This is a genomic window from Pantoea sp. SJZ147, from assembly GCF_007828605.1.
Lineage (GTDB): Bacteria > Pseudomonadota > Gammaproteobacteria > Enterobacterales > Enterobacteriaceae > Pantoea > Pantoea allii.
In genome coordinates, this window is sequence record NZ_VIVB01000011.1 from 170,720 (window position 1) to 193,575 (window position 22,856).

The following is a 22,856-nucleotide window of genomic DNA, read 5'->3' on the forward strand; positions in this document are numbered from 1 at the left end:
TTTAGCGCGTTTATTGACGATTTAACGGCGGTTAATCTTCTTGCTGAAACTGCGTCATTACCGTTTGCTCACACTGCTGTGAATTGGTACGCAGTTTGGCGCGTTCTTCATCGCCCAGTTGTAGCCATGCACTCGCCACTTCGTTTGCCAGCTCTTCGTCAAATTCAGGCTTACTGACGGCAGAGGAGGACTGCGATCCTGCCACGCTGGCTTTCATTTTTTCGACATACTGGTCAGCTGTCGAAACGATTTTTTCACTGCTGACAATATGGCACAGCTGGCTGGCATACACGCTTTCTTCACTGTTTTCTGCCGCCAGTGCACTGCCAGAAGCCAGCATGCTCAGCAACAGTATCTGAGATATCTTCATCATCTACTCCTGTTATCAGTTAACTCACTCTCATGACTGGCGCTGTTTCGCCTCCAGTCGCGCCTGGCGCCAGTTGAGCAGCGGCGTCACAGAAATACCGTGGACCACGATGCTGCACACCACCAGCGTCAGCGCCATATCAACCATTATCTTTGCCTCTGCCCCGACCATGCCATGGACCCAGGCAAACGCAATATAGTTAAGACTACCAATACCACGGATACCCAGCCAGCCAATCAGCAACCGCTGAGGAACCGGCATGCCGGTGCGCAGGGTCACCAGCCAGACGGCAAGCGGTCGCACCACCGCAAACAGCAACAGCCCAAGCAGGACGCCCTGCATGTTCCAGTGATGCGCCATGGTCACGCCAAGTACCACCATCATCATGGCAGCCAACAGGCGTTCGATAGTATCGCCAAAAGAGAGCGCATCGCCTACCACTAAACCGACCGATTTCACCATGCCACTGCTACGTTGCTGTAACCGTTTGTTGGGATTCACCAGCGCCTCGGCAGGCAGCAGCCGATCGTCATCGGGCATATCGTCTGGTTGGTAGCGTTTAAAGACGCCCAGCTCCGCACGGCGCAGGCCCAGACCAGCCGCAAAGGTGGCCAGAAAGCCCGAGGCACCGACCCATTCGGCCAGTGCATAGCTGAGCGCGATCAGCGCCAGCGCGAGGAAGTCATTGGGTGCCACATCGCCGTGGGCATTGCGCAACCGGGTGGCCAGCAGACCGACCAGGCGACCCAGTCCAAATCCCAACAGGATACCGCCGCCAATGGCCCACACGACATCGACAGCAGCCCAGTGCGCCACCATGCCCGTGCCCAGGCTTTCGCCGTTAAACAGCAGCAGCGCCAGAATCAGTAAGGGCAGTGCGGAACCATCGTTCATGCCCGCCTCACTGGAAATAGCCACGCGCAGGGCATCATCATCCTGAGCATCGCTCACGGAGATCAGGCTCGCCAACACGGGATCGGTGGGCGCAACAATCGCGCCAAACGCCAGGGCAATGGGCCACGACAGCCCCACCAGCCAGTGAGACAGCAGCGTCATGGCTGCGACCGTCATCAACATCGCCGGGAACGCCAGTAAGCCGCCAGCGCGCCAGCTCCGGGCCTTAAGCGGCAGGCGCAGCTTTAGGCCGGTAATGAACAACGACGCGGCCATGGTGATTTCAGTAATGTGCGTGACGAGTTCCGCATGGCGAAGGATATCGATTTCGATAACATCAAATACCCACGGCCCGCAGGCTATCCCGGCTAACAAGAAAAGACCAAAAGAGGTCACCGGGCCACGGTGTATCCACCCTGACGCCAGCGACATTAATAACAGAAGACAGCCCGTCGCAGCTGTCCAGGCAATAAAGTTCATAACGCACCGTTTTAATTGAGTTTATGACTAAGCCTGGCACATTTGCTGACGGGCGGAAGGATCAGTCCTTGAGGTGGCGACTGGCGAGACGCACGATCAGGCTGACAACCGCGGCCAGCGTCGACAAGACCACAACGCCATTCCAGCCCCAGTGAGCAAGCGCCAGGCTGCCCAGCGCCGCACCGCTCGCCATGCCGATAAACACGATGGTAAACAGCAGGGCATTCAGTCGGCTGCGCGCGTCGGGCACCAGGCCATAAATCAGGGTTTGATGCGCGACCAGCGTGGCTTGCACGCCTAAATCAAAGCCAATGGTGCAGATAATGATTAATACCAGCTGACCGGGGAGCGGCAGCAGCGGCAACAAAAACATCAGAGCGAAAGAGAACGTGACCAGAGCGGCACCAAACTGGGTGACACGCGCCGGGCCGATACGATCGGCGACGTTACCTGCCAGCGGCGCGGCCAGTGCACCTGCTGCCCCCGCCAGGCCAAAGGCACCGGCGATAGCACTGTCAAAGTGAAAACGTTCGCTGAGCATGATCGCCAGTGTGGACCAGAAGGCGCTGAAGCTCACAGAGAGCAGCCCCTGAGCCAGCGCGGCACGTCGCAGGGTTTGATGTTCACGCCACAGCTGCACCAGCGATAAAAGCAGACGCGGATAGCTCACTGATGTGCCGGGCGTAAAGCGTGGCAGCACGCGCCACAAGGTCAGGCTGATCAGCAATACGGCCATGGCCGCTATCATGTACATCGTGCGCCAGCCAAAATACTCCGCCACCACGCCGCTCACGACCCGGGATAATAAAATCCCCACCAGTAACCCCGTCATTACCGTGCCAACGATTTTACCCCGACGTTGTGCCGGAGCCAGCGCGGCCGAGGCCGGAACAATGTCCTGCGCCACGGTCGCCGTCAGCCCGGTCACAAAGCTGGCGATGAGCAGCGCGCTGATGCCGCCGGAGAACCCACATAACAGCAGCGCCATCACCAGCAGCAATCCCTTAACTAAAATGATGGTGCGCCGATCGTGGCGATCGCCAAGCGGGGCCAGCAACAGAATGCCTAAGGCATAACCGGCCTGCGTTAACATCGGCACCATGCCAACAGTACCAACGCTGATCTGGAACTGCTTACTGATGATATCCAGCATCGGCTGGCTGTAGTAAATCGAGGCGACGCTCAGGCCCGCGCCGGCAGCCAGCGTAAAGACCAGGGGCGCGGGCAGACGTTCGGTGGCAGGTGGAGTGATATTGTTTACCGCTGACATGGTGGCATCCTCAAAAAATAGTGTGACAAGTAAAGCCTGTTTTTGACATACGCGGTAGACTCATAAAAGACAAAACGGTTATACGTGGGACGCATGAGCAATTTCAATAACAGCGATCGTATCGAATTGATGCACACTTTTATTCGCATTGTCGAGAGCGGCAGTTTGACCGCAGCCGCGTTACAACTGGGCATTACGCAACCGACAATCAGCCGCCGCTTGCAGTCTCTTGAGCAGGGGCTTGGGCTGAAGCTGATACTGCGCACCACGCATGCGCTGAAGCTCACCGATGATGGGGAACGTTGCTATGCTCAGGCCCGGCAGCTCATGGCGACCTGGCACGCGCTGGAGGATGAACTGACCGGCGCGGGCAGTGATCCGGTCGGGATATTGCGAGTGCGGGCGCCTCATGCATTCGGTCAGGATCAACTGGTCGCACCGCTGGTGACTTTTATGCGCCGCTATCCCCGTTTACGCATTGAATGGATGCTGAACGACAGGACGCCGGACTTCGTCGCCGAGAACGTGGACTGTGCGATTCAGGTTGGCGCACCGACCGATCCTTCTGTGGTGGCTGTGCTGCTGGCTGAAGTGCCACGCATTGTCGTTGCCGCGCCCGCGCTACTCTTGCAGCATCCGCCGGTCAGGCAGGTGGAACAGCTGGGGGATTTGCCCTGGCTGGCGTTGACCAGCTTCTACCGTAACGAGATAGCGTTACAGAATCAGGACAGGGATGAACCGGTGAATCTGCCCATCGTTCCCGTGCTCAGCAGCGACAGCCTGTATGCCGTGCGCAAGGCCGCCCTGGCGGGCCTGGGTGCGGCTATTATGTCGACATGGGTCATACAGGAGGATTTGGCGCAGGGCAATCTGGTTCAGTTGATGCCGGAATGGCAGGCTCCCCCGTTGCCGGTGTGGCTGACCTATCCCTGGGCGAGCTACTATCCTGCCAGGCTGACCGCGTTTTTTGCCATGATCAAAGCGGTATTTCCGCACCTGACGGGCGCGCGCCCCGCGTCAGGCTGAACCGGGCTTCCCCCACAAGGGAAGCCGTATAAGCGGACGGCGTTCGGCGATGTTGCGGTTGGTCAGACGTTTTTCTTTTCCGCTCGCGACATGTTGTCCAGCCAGCCCATCACGAAGGCCGACAGGACAAAGGTCAGATGGATGATGACGTACCACATCAGCTTGTCGTTTTCGACATTGCGCGCATCCATAAATACCCGCAGCAGGTGGATGGAGGAAATCGCCACAATCGAGGCCGCGACTTTATTTTTCAGCGAGCCGGAATCCATTTTACCCAGCCAGCTCAGCTTCTCTTTGCCCTCGTCAATGTCGAGTTTGGACACAAAGTTTTCATAGCCTGACAGCATGACCATCACCAGCAGCCCGCCCACCAGCGTCATATCCACCAGCGACAGCAGCAGCAAAATCAGATCGTTTTCTGCGATGCTAAAAATGTTGGGCAACAGGTGAAAAATTTCCTGGAAAAATTTGACGGTGAGCGCCAGCAATCCCAGCGAAAGTCCAATGTAAACCGGAGCCAACAACCAGCGCGATGCATACATCAGGTTTTCGGTAAAACGTTCCATAATTTCCCAATCATAATCAGTAAGGTCGCGCATTATAACCGATCATCTGTGAAGTTATTTCAAGCCTTCAGGAGAAATTTCAGGAACCGGTGGCAGCGGTAAAGAGAGACGGAAGCAGGCACCGCCTTCCGGGCGATTTTCCGCCCAGATCTGGCCGCCATGGCTCTCGATAATCGTTTTACAGATCGCCAGCCCCAGGCCGACGCCCGGTACCGCCGATTCTTTATCCCCGCGCGAAAATTTGTCGAAAATTCGCGTCAGGTCATTGTCGGCTATGCCTGGGCCACCATCCCAGATGGCGATTTCCAGCCGCGTATTTTCACACCAGGCCCGAATGCCACGAGGCGCGCAGTTGCCTGCGTACTTCAGGCTGTTTTCAATCAGGTTGGTAAATACCCGCTCCAGGAGCGTGCTGTCGCCTTTAATCAAAACGATATCCGTAGGCAGATCGAGCTCAACCTCCCGTCCCTTAAGCGACGGAGCCATGCTGCTGAGCGCGCCGCCAATCACCTCTTCCAGCGCCAGCCACTCTTCGCGCAAATTCAGACCACCCGACTGGATACGCGCCATATCCAGCATGTTACTGACCAGGCGAATGGTACTCAGGGTTTGTTCACGAATCTGACTGGCCTGCGGTACATACTTTGAGTCATCACTGGCCAGGTCCAGCATCAGCATTTCGGCCTGACCAAACAGCACCGTCAGCGGCGTGCGTAAATCATGGGACAGGGCTGACAACAAGGCATTGCGCAGCTGTTCCCGTTCCGCAGACAGTCGCGAAGCCGCCTCACTTTGCGACAGCGCCATCCGCTCCAGGGCGTTGGCAATCAGCACGGTGAAGGTTTCCAGCAGCCGCTGCTGTTCCGGCACCATCAGCTGACGCACATTTTGCGGTTCAACGACCAGCAATCCGCGACACAGATCGCCCACTTTCAACGGAAGAATTTGGTAGGGCACCGCCGGTAAGGTATCCGTGCCTGCACCAGCAGGCTGGCCCTTACTGAAGCTCCATTTCGCAATTGCCCGATCCGGTTCATTGCCCGGCAGCGCATTGCCCAGGGTTTGCAGTTCACCCTGTTCATCGGGCAACAGCAGCAGGCAGCGCGCCTGTAACGTCGCCTCCAGCACCCGCTGGCTGGTTGCGGCGATATCTTCGGGCGTCAGGCCGCTTCCCAGTGACTTAGCCATTTCGTACAGATGCCGCGTGCGCTGCTCACGGTAACGGGCAACCCGCGCCTGATAGCGGACACCGGCCGTCAGATTACCCACAATCACCCCCACCGCCAGCATGACGCCAAAGGTCACTAAATATTGCAGATCCGACACCGCGACCGTGCCGGTTGGCGCGACGAAAAACAGGTCAAAGGCAATGATGTTCATCACCGTGGCAATGACCGACGGCCAGCGCCCATAGCGCAACGCGACGATCACCACCGCCAGCAGGTAGATCATCACACAGTTGGCCGGATCGAAGCTGATCAGCACCGACTGCCCTGCGGCGGTGACCAGAATACACAGCACCAGCGCCATCAGAACGCCGCGCAGCTGCAGCCGCCATTTATCGCTGTTAACCCGATCCTCGGCTAACGGATGGAGTGCATCCTGAATCGGCTCATTCAGCGCCACCACCAGCAGATCCAGATCGGGCCCCAGTTGCCCCAGACGTTCAGCAAAGCTGTCACGCCGCCAGCGCCGCACCGGGCGTCGCCCCGTCACGATCTTACCGAGGTTGTGTTCACGTGCGTAACGCAGGACCGCCTGCGCCTCATCCGGGTCGGAGAGCGTCGCGGTTTCGGCCCCCATATCCTGCGCCAGCTTCAGCGTGCGTAAAATAGCCCGACGCCGCGCTTCCGGCAGCCGGTTGAGGCGAGGCGTTTCCACGTAAACCGCATGCCATTCACTGCCCAGTCTGGCGGCCAGCCGTGCCGCCGTCCGCACCAGTTTTTCACTGCCGGTGTCATCACCAATACACAGCAGAATGGCATCACGCGTATGCCAGACACGATCCCGTCCCTGGCTGTCGCGCCAGGCGCGCATCTGGTCATCCACCCGATCGGCCGTGCGGCGCAGCGCCAGCTCACGCAGGGCAAACAGATTGCCTTTACGAAAGAAATTTTCGATGGCCCGTTCGGCGCGATCGCCAATGTACACCTTGCCCTCTTTCAGGCGTTGGCGGAGGTCGTCGGGGGGAAGGTCGACCAGCACCACTTCGTCGGCACCGTCGAAAAAGGGATCGGGTACGGTTTCGCGTACCTGAATGCCGGTGACGCCACCGACAACATCATTCAGGCTTTCCAGATGCTGAACGTTCACTGTAGTCAGGACATCAATGCCGGCCTCCAGCAGTTCTTCAATGTCCTGCCAGCGTTTGGGATGACGTGATCCTTTCACGTTGGTGTGCGCCAGCTCATCCATCAGAATGACCGCCGGATGGCGTGCCAGCGCGGCATCAAGGTCGAACTCTGCGTGCCGCGAACGGCCAGTGGCGCGGCGCGGCAACAGCACCAGTCCATTAAGAAGCTGGGCCGTTTCCGGGCGGTCGTGCGTTTCCACCACGCCCACCAGCACATCCAGTCCCTGGGCACGCAGCCGCTGCGCTTCCTGCAACATGGCATAGGTTTTCCCTACGCCCGCACAGGCACCAAAATAGATTTTCAGTTTGCCGCGATGGCTGTCACTGCTGGCCTGCAGCAGGGCATCCGGATCGGGGCGCAGCGGTTCGTGGTTCATAGCTTCCTTAGACTTATTTGAGGTCATTCAGCGCCAGGTTAAGCTGCAGCACGTTCACAGTAGGTTCACCGATGAAGGGCAACAGCGGACGCTGCGTCATGCTGTCTACCAGTGCGTCAACTTTCGCCAGCGGTAACTGACGTGCTGCCGCAATGCGCGGGGCCTGCCACAGCGCGGCTTCAGGCGAAATCTCCGGGTCCAGCCCACTGGCGGATGTGGTAACCAGTTCCACGGGTACCGCGCCGTTGGCCTGCGGATTCGCCGCCCGTAACGCCGCTACGCGTTCTGCCACCGCTTTATCCAGCGCCGGATTGCTGGCGGCCAGATTACTGCCGCTGGATGCCAGCGGATTGTAAGGTTTATCACCGGTTGCAGAAGGCCGCCCCCAGAAATTACCGGGTTGGCTAAAATTCTGACCAATCAGCGCAGAACCCCGTTCTTCGCCATCCACTTTTAACAACGACCCGTTGGCCTGCCAGGGAAACAGCCACTGCGACAGGCCAGTGGTGAGCAAAGGATAAACCACGCCGCACACAATCGTTAGCAACAAAAGCAGGAAAACCGCCGGACGTAACTGACTCATTTTATTCTCCTCAGGCCATACCAGACAGCACGAGCAACATATCAATCGCCTTGATGCCCACAAACGGCACCAGCAGCCCACCTAATCCATAAATCAGTAAATTACGGCGCAACAGCGACGCGGCACTCAAGGGGCGATAGCTGACACCTTTAAGCGCTAAAGGGATCAGGAACACAATCACCAGGGCGTTAAAGATAACGGCCGACAGGATGGCTGATGCGGGTGAGTGCAGATGCATCACATTGAGCATATTTAACTGTGGATAGGTCGCCGCAAACGCCGCCGGGATGATGGCGAAATATTTGGCGACGTCATTGGCGATACTGAAGGTGGTCAGAGAACCGCGCGTCATCAGCATCTGTTTACCAATGTGTACCACTTCCAGCAGTTTGGTGGGGTTCGAGTCCAGATCGACCATGTTCCCCGCTTCTTTTGCTGCCTGAGTACCGGAGTTCATGGCAACCGCCACATCCGCCTGTGCCAGTGCCGGGGCATCATTGGTGCCGTCGCCGGTCATCGCGACCAGGCGCCCTTCCGCCTGATACTGACGAATCAGCGCCAGCTTGGCTTCCGGCGTCGCTTCTGACAAAAAGTCATCCACGCCCGCCTCTGCCGCAATCGCGGCCGCCGTTAGTGGGTTATCACCGGTGATCATCACGGTTTTAATGCCCATCTTGCGCAGTTCTGCGAAACGCTCTTTGATACCGCCTTTCACAATGTCTTTCAGCGCAACCACGCCCAGCACTTTTGCGCCCTCGGCCACCACCAGCGGTGTGCCACCGGCCCGCGCCACCTCTTCAACCCGGGCGTTTACTTCTGCCGGAAAGGCACCGTGGCTGGCTTCAATATGACGACGCACCGCATCGACCGCACCTTTACGGATCAGACGGTCCTGTACGTTGACGCCGCTCATGCGGGTTTGGGCAGAGAAGGGAATAAAGCTGGCGCCCATGCTGCTCAGATCGCGTTCACGCAGGTTAAACTTTTGCTTTGCCAGTACCACAATACTGCGCCCTTCCGGGGTTTCATCCGCCAGTGACGCCAGTTGCGCAGCATCTGCCAGCTGCTCTTCCGTTACGCCGGGTGCCGGTAAAAACTGCGTTGCCTGACGGTTACCCAGGGTGATGGTGCCGGTTTTATCCAGCATCAGCACATCTACGTCCCCTGCGGCTTCGACTGCCCGGCCACTGGTGGCAATCACGTTAGCGCCCAGCATACGGCTCATCCCGGCCACACCGATGGCGGACAGCAGGCCGCCAATGGTGGTTGGGATCAGGCACACCAGCAACGCCACCAGCACCGTGATGGTAACCGGCGTGCCGCCCCAGGCTGAAAAAGGCCACAGCGTGACAGTGGCTAACAGAAACACGATGGTGAGCGACACCAGCAGAATAGTCAGGGCAATCTCGTTCGGGGTTTTACGGCGCTGCGCGCCTTCAACCATGGCGATCATCCGGTCCAGGAAGGTTTCCCCTGGGTTGGCGCTACAGGTGATGACCAGCCAGTCTGACAGAATGCGTGTCCCGCCAGTCACAGAGGCAAAATCCCCCCCCGACTCACGGATCACCGGTGCCGATTCGCCGGTGATCGCGCTTTCGTCCACCGATGCGCCCCCTTCAACGACCTCGCCATCACAGGGGATGACATCACCGGCTTCCACCAGCACCGCGTCACCTTTGCGCAGTTGGTCAGCCGCAACCTGCTGCCATTTTGCGCCGTAGTGCGCAGCCGACAGTTTTTTGGCGAAGCTGGTTTTTTTAACCCCTTTCAGGCTGTTTGCCTGGGCTTTACTGCGCCCTTCCGCCAGCGCTTCTGCCATGTTGGCAAACAGTACGGTGAACCATAACCACAGGGCAATGGCACCGGTAAAACTGGCGCTGCCGCTCTGGTGTCCGGTAAACATCAGTAAGGCCAGAATCGTAGTCAGGATGCTGCCCAGGTAAACCACAAACATGACCGGATTGCGAAACTGCACGCGGGGATCGAGTTTTTTTACAGCATCGATCGCTGAGGCACGTAACAGCGCTGCGTCAAACACCTGTTGTTGACGACTCATGATGATTGTCCCTGAATAAGTTGCAGATGCTCGGCCACCGGACCCAGCGCCAGAGCAGGAATAAAGGTCAGCGCGCCGACCAGCAAGACGGTACCGATTAACAGGGCGATAAACAGAGGACCGTGCGTAGGCAGCGTACCGTTACCGACCGGTTGCACTTTTTTCACCGCCATGGCACCGGCAATTGCCATGACCGGAATGATGATGCCGAAGCGTCCCAGCAGCATGCACACCGCCAGCAGCAGGTTCCAGAACGGCGTATTGGCGCTCAGGCCCGCAAAGGCGCTACCGTTGTTATTGGCAGCCGACGAGACGGCGTACAGCACTTCACTAAAGCCATGCGTTCCCGGGTTTGCCATGCCGGCGCGTCCCGCATCGGTCATCATAGCGATCGCCGTGCCAATCAGCACCAGCGCGGGGGTGACCAGAATCGCCAGGGCGGTCATTTTCATTTCCCACACGTCGATTTTCTTGCCGAGAAACTCTGGCGTGCGGCCAATCATCAACCCGGCAATAAACACCGCCAGCAAGACAAACAGCAGCATGCCGTACAGACCGGCACCGACTCCGCCAAACACCACTTCGCCCAGTTGCATCAGCAACATGGGCACCATGCCGCCCAGTGCGGTAAACGAGTCGTGCATGGCGTTCACTGCGCCACAGGAAGCCGCCGTCGTAATCACCGCATACAGGCTGGAGTTAAGGATGCCGAAGCGCGTCTCTTTGCCTTCCATATTGATAGCGCTGTCAGCGCCGAGCGTCAGGAAGTGCGGATTACCATGCAGTTCGGCCCACATCACCAGCGCCGCGGCCACCACGAACATCAGCGTCATTGACCACAGCAACATATTTCCCTGACGACGGTCTTTGACGCTTTCGCCAAAGGCAAAGCAGAGAGCCGCCGGAATCAGGAAGATACTTAACATCTGGACAAAATTGGTGAGTGCGGTGGGATTCTCAAACGGATGGGCGGAGTTGACGTTGAAGAAACCGCCGCCGTTGGTCCCCAGCATTTTGATTGCTTCCTGAGAGGCAACAGGCCCCATTGCCAGCGTTTGCTGTGCCCCTTCCAGACTGGTGAGGTTGTGATAAGGCAGGAAGTTCTGGATGCTGCCCTGGCTGACAAAAAACAGCGCCATCAGCAGGCTAATCGGCAGCAGAACGTAGAGCGTCACGCGCGTCAAATCACGCCAGGCGTTGCCCAGCGTGGCGATAGATCGATTCGCAAAACCGCGAATCAATGCAAACGCGATGGCAATACCGGTGGCAGCGGACACGAAGTTCTGCACCGTCAGTCCGACCATCTGACTGAAATAGCTTAAGGTGCTTTCGCCCGCATAAGACTGCCAGTTGGTGTTGGTGACAAAACTGATGGACGTATTCAGCGCCAGATCCCAGCTCAGTCCGGGCAGATGCTGCGGATTAAGGGGCAACTGTCCCTGAAACATCAGCATGGCCAACAGCACAGCCATACCCAGCAGATTGAACACCAGGATCGCCAGCAAGTATTGCTGCCAGCGCATATCGCCTTGTTGGGTTCCTGATATGCGCCACAGAAAGGCTTCTGCACGCGTAAACAGAGGCTTGTCCGCGACTAACGCGGCCAGCCCGCGCCCCAGCGGCTGCGCCATCACCATCAGTAACAGCAGATAAACCGCTATCAGTAAAAACGCATTGGCCGCCATCAGAAGGCCTCCGCATTTAACAGGGCATAAATCAGATAGCCCAGTAACAACACCACCAGCACAATGCCGGTTATTACGCCTGCGCTCACAGCAACCTCCAGAGGTTTGGATTTGCTGAGTAGCTTGCGCCTGGGCACATAAAGAAAGGGTTAAAAAGCGGGTCGGGGATATAAAAAATGTATAAAAATAGCCGTAATATCAGGCGGCTTCCAACTGCCAGATGCGGCTCAGATCCACGCCGTCCCAGCCACCGTTATCTTCGGCACAGACAATACTGTCAGTACAGAAACTGTCGCCCAGATCCAGTACCTCAGGTTTAATTTCCCGCTGCGCATGCAGTGACCAGAAAACATGCACCTTGGGTCGCTGTAATGACTTATCGCCGCCCTTCACCACCAACGCGATGCGGCCTGATGCCAGGCGGACCAGCGAACCGACAGGATACAGACCGATGGTACTGACAAAAGCGTGCAGTAAGGTGGTGTCAAAATGCCCCTGCCAGCTCAACATCATCTGCAGCGTTTTGGCGGGCGTCCAGCCTTTACGGTAGGGCCGCGTTGAGGTCAGCGCATCGTAAACGTCGCAGATGGTCGTCATGCGGGAATACACGCTAATCTCATGGCCCTTCAGGCCATAGGGATAGCCAGTGCCGTCATATTTTTCATGATGATGCAGCGCTATATCGACCAGATCGTCGCCCGCATGGGCATCCATCAGCATCTGCGCACCGGCAATCGGATGTTCACACATCACCTGAAACTCATCGTCGCTGAGCTTATCGGGTTTATTGAGAATAGAGAGCGGCACCGCCGCCTTACCCAAATCATGCAGTAATCCGCCCATGCCGACCCGTTGCAGTTGCTGAGCATCCAGCCCCAGCTTTTTACCCAAGGCGATCATGAGCCCACATACCGCCATAGAGTGCAGATAGGTGTAATTGTCATGATCTTTAAGCTGCGCCACACGTAACAGCGCCGAAGGCTCACGTTCGATGGAACCGGCAATCTGATCGACAATCGCAATCATATCGCTGAGATTCAGGCCATAGCCCAGGCGTGCCTCGTTGAACATGGCCAGCACCTTTGGCTTGCCCTGTTCAAAGATATGCTGTGCCTGCTCCATTTCCTGAGAGAACGGCGCGCGGATGCCTGAATCGACTTTTTTCGGCGCAGATGGCGTCAATGAAATCGATTTCTCCATATCGATCCATAAACGCGTTATGCCTTCATGACGAAACATCAAAACCTGACGTTGATCGGTGATCAACATCTGGTTGCGAATGCGTTTGTCTTTAAACCACCAGACTTCGAGTTTGTGGACGAACATACCCGGTTTCAGTTCGTCGATTGTTATGAGTTTAATCACAATCTCCCTCCAGAGTATCAGCGGGTGATATCGTGATATCGGCAGGCACTCGGTTTTATGCAGGTCATTTTGTGCGAACTGTGGTGCAGCACAAATTTTAGACGCCAGAGGGAGAGTTTTCCCGTTCACCGGTAAAAGAAAACGGGCGTGGTTACGCTTTCTCAGTGAGCAATATTGCCATCATCACCACATCGTGAAGTTTACCTTCACGCAGCGATGCCTGACGACGGACGCCCTCACGCTCAAAGCCCAGTCGTTCATAGAGCGCTAACGCCCGATGATTATCGTGGAACACTTCCAGCTCCATGCGGGTGATGCCCAGCCAGTTACGGGCATAATCCATGGCGTTACGAATTAAATGCGCGCCGACGCCGCGACCGGAAAAGGCAGGATTGACGCCAATACCGAAACTGATGCAGTGCCGGGTACGCGGATTATGATGAGTGAACAGCGTGAGTTCGCCCACCATTTCACCGTCAACTTCGGCGATAAAATTGATAAAGCCTTCCGCATCCATCTTTGCAAACTTCTTCTCCCAGGTGGCTACGCTGGGAAAAGGCAACTGTAGCGTCCAGGGATAAACGTCCGGATGACCGTAAAGACGTTGATAAGCCGCCGCATCGTGCGGCTCACGGCCGCGCAGAGTGATATCCATATTTAATCCTTTTTAATCGGGCCTACACATGCACTAAGCTGTAACTCTTATCGAACGGAAAGAGTGACTCTATGTTGTATCGTCGTTTCGAACGTTTTATCAATATTTTTCAGGATGCACCGACCGACATGCCGCCCTCGCGGGTTTGGCCGTTTTATTTTTACTATCTGCGCCAGGTATGGCCGAGCTTTGCCGCGTTGCTGGTGGTGGGATTAATCGGCGCGCTGATTGAGGTAGCGCTGTTCAGTTATCTGAGCCGCATTATTGATTTGGTGAACCACTCTACGCCGGCCACGTTGTTCCGGGATAACTGGCAAACATTGTTGTGGATGGGCTGTGTTGCGCTGATACTGCGGCCGGTTTTTATTGCGCTGCACGATATGCTGGTTCATCAGAGCATCAACCCCGGCATGACCAGTATGATCCGCTGGCAGCATCATAATTATGTCCTGCGGCAGAGCATGAACTTTTTTCAAAACGACTTTGCCGGGCGGATTGCGCAACGTATTTTGCAAACCGGTAACTCGCTGCGCGACTCTGCGGTGCAACTTGTGGATGCGATCTGGCATGTGCTGATCTATGCCGCAACGGCGCTGGTACTGTTTGCAGAAGCCGACTGGCGCCTGATGATTCCATTGATTATCTGGATTGTGGCCTACGTTGCCGCGCTGCGCTATTTCGTGCCACGGGTTAAATCCCGTTCGGTGGTGTCGTCAGAGGCCCGCTCGAAGCTGATGGGCACCATTGTTGACGGCTATACCAACATCGCCACCATTAAGCTGTTCGCGCACAGCGATCTGGAACGTCAGTATGCCCGCGAAGCGATTCAGGAGCAGACAGATAAGACGCAGCAGGCTAACCGGATGGTGACCAGCATGGATCTGACGCTGTCGACGCTGAACGGGATGTTGATTGTCTCAACCTCTGGCCTGGCACTGTGGCTGTGGAGCGAATCGCTGATTAGCGTAGGGGCGATTGCCCTGGCAACCGGCCTGGTGATCCGCCTGGTCAACATGTCCGGCTGGGTGATGTGGGTCGTCAACGGTATTTTTGAAAACATCGGCATGGTGCAGGACGGACTCAACACCATTTCACAGCCGCTCAGCGTGCAGGACGCTCCCAAAGCAACCCAGCTAAAGGTGGCGCAAGGTGAGATTCGTTTTCAAGACATCCGTTTTGACTACGGTGGGGGCCGTCCGGTCATTGATGGCCTGAATCTGACCATCAAACCCGGTGAAAAGATTGGCCTGATTGGGCCTTCCGGTGCGGGTAAATCCACCCTGGTGAACCTGTTGCTGCGCCTGTACGACCTCAACGGCGGTCGTATCCTGATTGACGGTCAGAATATTGCTGAGGTGACGCAGGAGAGCCTGCGCCGCCAGATCGGGATGATCACCCAGGATACCTCACTGCTGCACCGTTCCATCCGCGAAAACCTGCTGTACGGACGACCAAATGCCAGTGAAGAGGCGCTTCAGTTAGCCATCCAGCGCGCCCGCGCCGATGAGTTTATCCCGTTGCTGTCCGATTCACAGGGCCGTTTTGGCCTGGATGCCCATGTGGGCGAACGCGGCGTGAAACTGTCAGGCGGTCAGCGCCAGCGCGTGGCCATCGCCCGTGTGCTGCTGAAAGATGCGCCGATCCTGATTATGGATGAAGCGACGTCCGCGCTCGACTCGGAAGTGGAAGCCGCGATTCAGGAAAGCCTGGAATCCTTGATGAAGGGTAAAACCGTGATTGCCATTGCTCACCGTCTGTCCACCATCGCCAAAATGGATCGTCTGGTGGTGCTGGAAAAAGGCCAGATTGTGGAAATCGGTAGCCATCATGCGCTACTGGCACAAAACGGCCTTTATGCCCGTCTGTGGCAGCACCAGACGGGGGGATTTGTGGGCGCAGATTAGTCGCCGCGTCGATAGGGCAAGGCGTCACGGGCTTCATCGGCCCACAGGTGGACGCCTTGCCGCTCCTGCTGCAAAAAATCCTCTACGGCGGCGCGCAGGCCGGGATGGCACAGATAGTGCCAGGAGTGGGTAATCTGGGGTTCAAAACCCCGCACCAGCTTGTGCTCGCCCTGCGCGCCAGCATCAAAGCGTTGCAGCCCTTCCGCTATGGCGAAATCCATCCCCTGATAAAAGCAGGTTTCAAAGTGGAGCCGGTCAAATTCCGCCAGGCATCCCCAGTAGCGGCCATACAGGCTTTCGCCATCTTTAAGATAGAAGGCCATCGCCGCAGGTTGCTGCTGTAAACGGGCGATCACGACGCGAATATTGTCCGGCATCCTCTCAGCCAGCAGGCTGAAGAAGGCACGGGTCAGATAGGGGCGCTGACCGCGCACCGCATACGTATTGGCATAGCAGGTATAGACAAAATCCCACTGATCCTCACGCAGTTGATCGCCGCGATACCAGTCAAATGCAAAACCGCTCTGTACGACCTGCTCGCGCTCTTTACGCAACTGTTTGCGTTTACGCGACATCAGCGTATCCAGAAAGTCCTGAAAGTCGCGATAGCCCCGATTGTGCCAGTGATACTGGCAGCCCAGTCGTGCCAGCCAGTCAGGTTGCGCCGCCAGCAAGGCGTTCGCTTGCGGATCGGTGAAGTTGATATGCGCACCACTTAACCCCTGCTCCGCCAGCGCGTCCGGTAACGCAGCAAGAAGCCGGGCGGCGGCATCCGGTGCGCCGAGCACGCGAGCACCAGTGACCGGGCTAAAAGGAATCGCGCCCAGCCATTTTGGGTAGTAAGGAATACCGGCACGCTGGCAGGCATCGGCCCAGGCGTGATCGAACACGTATTCACCCTGAGAATGGAATTTTTGATAGCCGGGAAGGACGGCGCGAAGCTCGCCTGCCTCACGCCAGAGGAGATGATCGGACTGCCAGCCCCTTTCTGGCCTGACGCTGCCGCTTTCCTCCAGGCTCAGTAAAAATGCGTGACGTAAAAAGGGCTGTTGATCGGTCAACAGGGCATCCCATTCAGCGGCAGGAATGTCTGAAAGCGAATTCAGGTGAAACAACGACATGCATAACTCCAGACGGCAACCGGTGACACAGTAGTCAAGCAGGTTTTAGGTTTCAGGGAAAGAAGGAGGGCACGGAATGCTTCATGCAGACCCCGCTCAGGCGCACGCGCTACCTGAAGCGTAGTTTGGTTTTGACGTTAATCCCGTCACCTGTTCAAATGCCTGCAGAATCTGACAAAAAACAGCGAAGGAACGGGCATGGCTAAAGCATTGGTGATCTTTCTACACGGCGTGGGCAGTAACGGAGACGATCTGGCCCCGATTGGCGACTACTGGACCACCCTGCTCCCGGATGTCGCCTTTGCGTCACCGGATGCGCCTTACGCCTTTGAACATGGCGCGGGCTATCAGTGGTTCAGCCTGGCCGATATTACGCCAGAAAATCGTCCGGGTCGGGTGCGTGACGCCCGCGAGGCCTTTGACAGCGTTATCCGTAATCTGATGTCTCAGAACGGGATGGCAGACCGCTGGGAAAACGTCATCCTGGTGGGCTTTTCCCAGGGGTCAATTATGGCGCTGGACCTGCTGGCTTCCGGGCGTTATCCCCTGGCGGGCGTGGTGGCGTTTTCGGGGCGACTGGCCTTTGACGGCCCGATCACGCCACAGGCTCACACGCCAGCCCTGTTGATTCACGGCCGGGCTGATACGGTGATACCGGCCAGTGAAAGTGAGTCGGCGGCGACTCGCCTGAAAGCGGTGGGCGTCCCGGTCGAAGCGGTGTTTGAACCTCAGACCGGCCACACCATCTCAGCCCAGGGCGCAATGCATGCCGCCGGGTTTATTGCCCAGTGCTTACAGGACTAAACACGCTTTCGCCACCGCAGGCACGCCGGTTTCGCCGCTGCGTTAGCTCAACAGGTTAACGAGCGCAAAACCGGCAAAGCACATCAGCAATGAGCCAATGACATGAATCAGCGCACTGCTCATTGCCCACAGATATTTGCCAGACTGCAACAATGTCATTAACTCCGCCGAAAACGTCGAGAACGTGGTGAGCCCGCCACATAAGCCGGTGGTAATTAATAATTTCCAGGCTGGGTCGAGCTGGGGATGCCTGACGAACCAGGCCATGGCACCGCCAATCACAAATCCACCAATCAGGTTCACTAACAGCGTGCCCGGCGGCAGATTGGGAAATAACGCGTTAAACCGCATGGCGAACCACCAGCGCAACACACAGCCAATACTGCCGCCCAGAATCACAGCGAATAGCGGTTTTAACATCACAGACTCCATTTCAGGATTGGCGCAGAAGACGGTGGAGGGCAAGAAAAAAGCATACACCTGACACACCGACTCCCGCGAAAGGATTAAGGATAATGTCAGGCGTCATCAGCCGCAGGTTACGCCTGCAGGCGGTTGGGAAAGGTGGAACGCCATCACCTTATGCGGGCCATCATACGATGCCTTTTTCTGGCTGGCAACCGTGGTTGAGCGGAGAGAATCGTTACGTGAACTGACGTCAGCGCAGCACCTTGTGCCGCCGCAAAGCAGAAGGTCCAGGCGGGCATGATTCAGGTTTCCCCGGTTGCCGTTTTGCGCTTAAATGTTTATCCGGCAGCGGCGTTGTAGAGCCGTTAAATGCCTTTCGCCAGCGGCGAAGGGGTAAAACTCTCTTCTGGAGCGGCCTGTGCGAACTGTCATTTTTGATACTGATATCGGCGTAGACGATGCCTTTGCCCTGGCTTATGCCGCCCGCACCCAACATTTGCTGGGCATAACCACCGTATTTGGCAACGTTGCCGTCGGACAGGCCGTGAGAAACGCCAGGCTGTTTTGCCAGAAAATGGCGATTGATGTGCCGGTTTACCGTGGCTGTTCCCGTCCGCTGGCCGAGGCACCCAGTGCGCCCGCCCGACTGCACGGCGAAGATGGCCTGGGCGATGCCTTTGATAATCCCTTCAGCGACAAGGCACCCGGTGCGGTGCAGTTTATTATCGACAGCGTGCGGGCCAACCCAGGTGCGGTCACCCTTGTCGCCATTGGTCCGCTGACCAATATCGCCAGCGCAATCAATCAGGCACCCGATATCATTCCGTTGGTAAAAGAGTTAGTCGTGATGGGCGGCGCATTTGGCACGGACGGGCACTGCGGAAATGTGACGCCCTTTAGCGAATTTAATATCTGGAAAGATCCGCACGCCGCCGATCAGGTTTTTTCCTCCGCCTTACCGATCGTGCTGATCCCGCTTGATGTGACCCATAAAGTATTGATCCACAGTGAAGAGGTGGATCGGCTTAATCAGCCGGTGCTGCGTGCCATCTGTCGCCCTTATCTGGCCTACAGTCTTGAGAAAGAAGGATTTTCTGGCATGGCGCTGCATGACACGCTGACCCTCTCCTGGCTCTGCCTGCCAGAGGCGTTCACGCTGGTGGAAAGCCCGCTTCGGGTTATTACGGAAGGCATTGCCCGCGGTCAGACGGTGCGTCAACAGAGTACGCTGGCTTCCCGGCATAATCCCTTCCGCGATCTTCCCCGGCAGCGCATCGCATTAGGCGTCGACGCGGAGGCGGTGCGACAACACTTTTTTCAGGTACTCAGTCGATAAACCTGGCGGCCACCGTTAGCGATCAAAATCGATAACGCCTTTAATCAACTCACGATTGTTAATGACCGCTTCCTCAAACTGCTCTGCCAGCGTCGAGAAGGCGAAACGCTGGTTGAGCATCATTTCTGCACGCAGTTTCCCTGCGGCCATGAGTTCACGCACCCGGTCAAAATCTTCGCGCGTGGCATTCCGGCTGCCCATTAGCGTGCTCTCTTTTTTGTGGAATTCGCTGTCGGGGATGACCAAATCGCCTTTATGCAGGCCCACATAAACCACCGTGCCGCCGTGGCGAATCAGGCTAACCGCCGCGTTCATCGCCGCCGGATTTCCCGTGGCATCGATCACGGTTAACGCCAGTTGCCCGTTAAACCCGGCACGCAGTGCAGCAATAAAATCAGCTTCCGCCGGATTCAGCGCAAGGAGGCCGAGTTGCTGACTGACGTGCTGGCGACGGTAATCACTGGTGTCGGCCACGATCACCTGCGCGCCATCGGCTGCGGCGATAGCCGCCGCACCCAAGCCAATGGGACCGGCACCCACCACCAGCACCTGATCGCCCTGTGCCACCGCCGCACGCCGTACCGCATGGGCGCTGATCGCAAAGGGTTCGATCAATGCCGCCGCCTCGGGTGCCAACTCATCCACCGCCAGCAGGTTTGCGGCGGGCACGCTGAGATAGTCGCAAAAGCCGCCATCCTGATGCACGCCAATCACCGAAATGTTTTCACAGCAGTTGGTTTTACCGCTTTGGCAGGCATCGCACTCATAGCAGGAGAGGTAAGGAATCAGCGCCACCCGCTGACCGACGGCAAAACCCTGCACGGCGCTGCCCGTTTCAACAATGTCTGCACAGAGTTCATGCCCGAGTACGCGTGGATAGCTAAAAAAAGGTTGGTTTCCTGCCCAGGCGTGGATATCGGTGCCGCAGATGCCGGCACTGACGAGTTTAATCAGCGCCTCCGCAGGCGCAGGACGGGGGACGTCGCGCGTGGTCCAGACCATGTTGCGTGGTTCGGTGATGACTAGTGCTTTCATTGTTGTCATGGTAATTCTCCCGTTAGCGTTAGCGCAGTTATGGCGAATCTTGCCGCAATAACGGTTTTCCTTTGCTCAATCTGTGAAGCGTGACGGTTTTTTTGGGACTTCAATGGTTTTTAATGCTTAAAAAACCGGAGCCGCTCATGAGCCGTAGCCAGAATTTACGCCATAACGTGATTAACCATATGCTGGAGAGCATTGCCCAGGGCCACATCCAGTCGCCACTTCCGCCCCAGGCCGCGCTGGCTGAGATGTTCAACATCAGCCGTACCACGGTGCGCCATGCTTTGCGCTATCTGCATGAACGTGGCGTTCTGGAAACAGTGAATGAGAGCTGGGTTATCGTACGCGAGCCTGAAGCAGAAGACGGCCTCAGCGCCGTTGCCCCCGCCATTGAGCAGCAGGCCAGCCAGGTGGAAAAACGCTTTTTTGATATGATCAATCAGCGACTGCTGCAGCCCGGCGATACCTTCAGTGAATTACAGCTGGCCAGGCAGGCCAACGTCAGCCCGGTGGCGGTTCGCGAATTCCTGCTGCATTTTATGCGCTATAACCTGCTGGAGCCGGTAAAACGCGGTCACTGGCAGATGAAAAAGTTTTCGCAAGAGTACGCTGAAAAGTTATTTGAACTGCGTGAAATGCTGGAAACCCATGCGCTTACCCGCTTCCTGAATTTGCCCAGGGAGGATGAGCGCTGGATTCAGGCGCGAGATCTGCTGGATCGGCACCGATCGATGCGCGAAACCATCGCCAGCAACTATCGCCATTTTGCTGCACTGGATAAAGAGCTGCACTGGCTGATTCTGTCGGCCGCCAATAACCCCTTCTTTAATCAGTCGCTGGAGATTATTTCGGTGATTTTCCATTCGCATTATCAGTGGGATGAAAGCGATCTTAAGCAGCGAAATATCGTCGCGCTGGAAGAGCATATGGCGATTCTGTCTGCTTTGATTGGCCGCCGGGATGTGGATGCGCTGTGCGCGTTGCATAACCATCTGGCGACCGCCAAGCGTTCAATGGTGCGGAGCATTAATCAGTACAATTAAAACCCGATTAAAAACCACAAAGCATTAGCTCCCGCACGATTTTGAAACAACTTTACAACATCTCGCTTTTATTCCCCTTACTCTCAGCGCAACGCACCGACGGCCCTGTGCCGTTGGGCGACATTGCTACTCATCATAATGATAAATCGCCTGTCCAGGGAGATTGCCATGGAACACAGATCGGTTGTTGATCACGCGAATCCGCCCGACACCTCGCCCGGCGAGGCGTTTGTGCCGTTGCGCAGTGATATCGTGCGCTCGCCGCGCATTCGTAAAGTCCAGATTACCGCCATGCTGCTACTGCTGTTTGCTGCCATCATTAACTACCTGGATCGCAGCTCACTGTCTGTGGCCAACATGACCATTCGGGGTGAAATGGGACTCAACGCCACCGAGATCGGCGTGCTGCTGTCGGCGTTCTCGCTGGCTTATGGACTGGCGCAGTTGCCCGCAGGTGCCCTGCTGGATCGTAAAGGGCCGCGCATTATGCTGGCCCTGGGAATGTTTATCTGGTCCCTGTTCCAGGCCGCGTCCGGTCTGGTGCATAACTTTACCCAGTTTGTGCTGGTGCGTATTGGGCTGGGCATTGGTGAAGCCCCCATGAATCCTTGTGGGGTAAAGGTCATCAACGACTGGTTTAACATTAAAGATCGCGGTATGCCGATGGGGATGTTTAACGCCGCCTCCATGATTGGCTTGTCCATCGCGCCGCCCATTCTGGCTGCCATGATGCTGGTTCTGGGCTGGCGCGGCATGTTTGTCACCATCGGTATTCTGGGTGTGTTTCTTGCCCTCGGCTGGTACCTGGTTTACCGCGATCGCGATAACAAACAGCTAAGCGCTGAAGAGATCCACTACCTGCAGGCAGGCAGCGTGGCATCGCGTAAAGAGCCGATCAGTTTTCGTGAATGGCGCGGACTGTTTAAACAGCGCACCATGTGGGGCATGATGATTGGCTTCAGCGGTATTAACTATACCGCCTGGCTGTACATTGCCTGGCTGCCGGGCTATCTGCAATCGACGTATCATCTTGATTTGAAAAGCACCGGTTTACTGGCGGCGATTCCTTTCCTGTTTGGTGCTGCAGGCATGTTGCTAAACGGCTATGTGGTTGATGCGCTGGTCAGACGCGGTTGGGATGCGGTAAAAACCCGTAAAGCCTGCATTGTGAGCGGCATGATCCTGTCGGCAGGTTTTACCGCCATCGTGACGCGCGCCACCGACACCACCAGCGCTGTGACGCTGATCGGTATGGCGCTGTTTTGTATCCACTTTGCCGGCACCTCCTGCTGGGGCTTGATCCATGCCAACGTCACCGCCCGCATGACGGCGTCCGTGGGCAGCATTCAAAACTTTGCCAGCTTTATCTTTGCCTCTTTTGCGCCAGTTATCACCGGTTGGGTGCTGGATACCACTAAATCATTCAGCCTGGCGCTGATGATTTGTGCCTGTGTCACCCTGGTCGGTGCGCTGGCGTACCTGCTGCTGGTGCGCAATCCCATTACCGACGGCACCTGAT

20 protein-coding genes and 1 riboswitch are annotated in these 22,856 nt (G+C 56.8%); of the genes, 6 read left to right on the forward strand and 14 right to left on the reverse strand.

What is annotated here, in order from left to right; translation table 11 throughout:
* Window positions 1–31: 31 nt before the first annotated feature.
* From FBY13_RS16860 to FBY13_RS16870, 3 genes are all read right to left on the reverse strand, one after another.
* Window positions 32–370, reverse strand: a complete 339-nt coding sequence (locus FBY13_RS16860) for a hypothetical protein (RefSeq protein WP_145394683.1) — start codon at window positions 368–370, stop codon at window positions 32–34.
* Between the two features lie 30 nt (window positions 371–400).
* Window positions 401–1,744 (reverse strand): sodium:proton antiporter, encoded by a 1,344-nt coding sequence (locus FBY13_RS16865; RefSeq protein WP_063877613.1) that lies wholly within the window; start codon window positions 1,742–1,744, stop codon window positions 401–403.
* A 61-nt stretch (window positions 1,745–1,805) separates the two neighbouring features.
* Window positions 1,806–3,014 carry an MFS transporter gene (locus FBY13_RS16870; protein ID WP_145394661.1) on the reverse strand — a complete coding sequence of 403 codons (1,209 nt, stop codon included), beginning with the start codon at window positions 3,012–3,014 and terminating at the stop codon, window positions 1,806–1,808.
* Window positions 3,015–3,107: 93 nt separating this feature from the next.
* Here FBY13_RS16870 and FBY13_RS16875 point away from each other — a divergent pair, with 93 nt between their 5' ends.
* Window positions 3,108–4,040 (forward strand): LysR family transcriptional regulator, encoded by a 933-nt coding sequence (locus FBY13_RS16875; RefSeq protein WP_063877615.1) that lies wholly within the window; start codon window positions 3,108–3,110, stop codon window positions 4,038–4,040.
* A gap of 62 nt (window positions 4,041–4,102) precedes the next feature.
* Here FBY13_RS16875 and FBY13_RS16880 read toward each other — a convergent pair whose 3' ends face one another.
* The 8 genes from FBY13_RS16880 to FBY13_RS16915 all read right to left on the reverse strand — a co-directional run bounded on the left by FBY13_RS16880 (window position 4,103) and on the right by FBY13_RS16915 (window position 13,680).
* Complete coding sequence (locus FBY13_RS16880) at window positions 4,103–4,606, reverse strand: TIGR00645 family protein (RefSeq protein WP_014604798.1); 504 nt, start codon at window positions 4,604–4,606, stop codon at window positions 4,103–4,105.
* A gap of 54 nt (window positions 4,607–4,660) precedes the next feature.
* Window positions 4,661–7,336 carry a two-component system sensor histidine kinase KdpD gene (gene kdpD, locus FBY13_RS16885; RefSeq protein ID WP_145394662.1) on the reverse strand — a complete coding sequence of 892 codons (2,676 nt, stop codon included), beginning with the start codon at window positions 7,334–7,336 and terminating at the stop codon, window positions 4,661–4,663.
* A 13-nt stretch (window positions 7,337–7,349) separates the two neighbouring features.
* On the reverse strand, window positions 7,350–7,919 hold the full coding sequence (gene kdpC, locus FBY13_RS16890) for a potassium-transporting ATPase subunit KdpC (protein ID WP_063877617.1): 570 nt from the start codon (window positions 7,917–7,919) through the stop codon (window positions 7,350–7,352).
* A 10-nt stretch (window positions 7,920–7,929) separates the two neighbouring features.
* Window positions 7,930–9,975 (reverse strand): potassium-transporting ATPase subunit KdpB, encoded by a 2,046-nt coding sequence (gene kdpB, locus FBY13_RS16895; protein ID WP_096012710.1) that lies wholly within the window; start codon window positions 9,973–9,975, stop codon window positions 7,930–7,932.
* The gene (kdpA, locus tag FBY13_RS16900) at window positions 9,972–11,660 is read right to left on the reverse strand and encodes a potassium-transporting ATPase subunit KdpA (RefSeq protein ID WP_063877619.1); all 1,689 of its coding nucleotides are present in this window, start codon (window positions 11,658–11,660) and stop codon (window positions 9,972–9,974) included. The genes kdpB and kdpA overlap by 4 nt, the downstream gene beginning before the upstream one ends.
* Window positions 11,660–11,749 carry a K(+)-transporting ATPase subunit F gene (gene kdpF, locus FBY13_RS16905; protein ID WP_015699348.1) on the reverse strand — a complete coding sequence of 30 codons (90 nt, stop codon included), beginning with the start codon at window positions 11,747–11,749 and terminating at the stop codon, window positions 11,660–11,662. The genes kdpA and kdpF overlap by 1 nt, the downstream gene beginning before the upstream one ends.
* A gap of 109 nt (window positions 11,750–11,858) precedes the next feature.
* The gene (locus FBY13_RS16910; protein ID WP_145394663.1) at window positions 11,859–13,025 is read right to left on the reverse strand and encodes an HD-GYP domain-containing protein; all 1,167 of its coding nucleotides are present in this window, start codon (window positions 13,023–13,025) and stop codon (window positions 11,859–11,861) included.
* 151 nt (window positions 13,026–13,176) lie between these two features.
* Window positions 13,177–13,680 (reverse strand): GNAT family N-acetyltransferase, encoded by a 504-nt coding sequence (locus FBY13_RS16915; RefSeq protein WP_145394664.1) that lies wholly within the window; start codon window positions 13,678–13,680, stop codon window positions 13,177–13,179.
* A 71-nt stretch (window positions 13,681–13,751) separates the two neighbouring features.
* Between FBY13_RS16915 and FBY13_RS16920 the strand changes: the two genes are divergently transcribed.
* A complete protein-coding gene (locus FBY13_RS16920; RefSeq protein ID WP_145394665.1) occupies window positions 13,752–15,584 on the forward strand; it encodes an ABC transporter ATP-binding protein in 1,833 nt (610 codons plus the stop codon).
* On the opposite strand, the gene FBY13_RS16925 is transcribed toward FBY13_RS16920, so the two are convergent.
* The gene (locus tag FBY13_RS16925; protein ID WP_145394666.1) at window positions 15,581–16,705 is read right to left on the reverse strand and encodes a GNAT family N-acetyltransferase; all 1,125 of its coding nucleotides are present in this window, start codon (window positions 16,703–16,705) and stop codon (window positions 15,581–15,583) included. The genes FBY13_RS16920 and FBY13_RS16925 overlap by 4 nt on opposite strands.
* Before the next feature lie 198 nt (window positions 16,706–16,903).
* Between FBY13_RS16925 and FBY13_RS16930 the strand changes: the two genes are divergently transcribed.
* Window positions 16,904–17,509, forward strand: a complete 606-nt coding sequence (locus FBY13_RS16930) for an alpha/beta hydrolase (protein ID WP_145394667.1) — start codon at window positions 16,904–16,906, stop codon at window positions 17,507–17,509.
* A gap of 42 nt (window positions 17,510–17,551) precedes the next feature.
* On the opposite strand, the gene crcB is transcribed toward FBY13_RS16930, so the two are convergent.
* Window positions 17,552–17,929 carry a fluoride efflux transporter CrcB gene (crcB, locus tag FBY13_RS16935; protein ID WP_145394668.1) on the reverse strand — a complete coding sequence of 126 codons (378 nt, stop codon included), beginning with the start codon at window positions 17,927–17,929 and terminating at the stop codon, window positions 17,552–17,554.
* Window positions 17,930–18,021: 92 nt separating this feature from the next.
* A riboswitch (Fluoride riboswitch) is annotated at window positions 18,022–18,098 on the reverse strand.
* Between the two features lie 237 nt (window positions 18,099–18,335).
* Between crcB and FBY13_RS16945 the strand changes: the two genes are divergently transcribed.
* Window positions 18,336–19,253, forward strand: a complete 918-nt coding sequence (locus FBY13_RS16945; RefSeq protein ID WP_145394669.1) for a nucleoside hydrolase — start codon at window positions 18,336–18,338, stop codon at window positions 19,251–19,253.
* A gap of 15 nt (window positions 19,254–19,268) precedes the next feature.
* Here FBY13_RS16945 and FBY13_RS16950 read toward each other — a convergent pair whose 3' ends face one another.
* Window positions 19,269–20,297, reverse strand: a complete 1,029-nt coding sequence (locus FBY13_RS16950; protein WP_145394670.1) for a zinc-binding alcohol dehydrogenase family protein — start codon at window positions 20,295–20,297, stop codon at window positions 19,269–19,271.
* A gap of 137 nt (window positions 20,298–20,434) precedes the next feature.
* Here FBY13_RS16950 and FBY13_RS16955 point away from each other — a divergent pair, with 137 nt between their 5' ends.
* Both FBY13_RS16955 and FBY13_RS16960 read left to right on the forward strand, forming a co-directional pair.
* Entirely contained in the window at window positions 20,435–21,337 is a 903-nt protein-coding gene (locus tag FBY13_RS16955) for a GntR family transcriptional regulator (RefSeq protein ID WP_063877627.1), read from the forward strand.
* Window positions 21,338–21,505: 168 nt separating this feature from the next.
* Window positions 21,506–22,855 carry an MFS transporter gene (locus FBY13_RS16960; protein WP_145394671.1) on the forward strand — a complete coding sequence of 450 codons (1,350 nt, stop codon included), beginning with the start codon at window positions 21,506–21,508 and terminating at the stop codon, window positions 22,853–22,855.
* Window position 22,856: the final 1 nt, after the last annotated feature.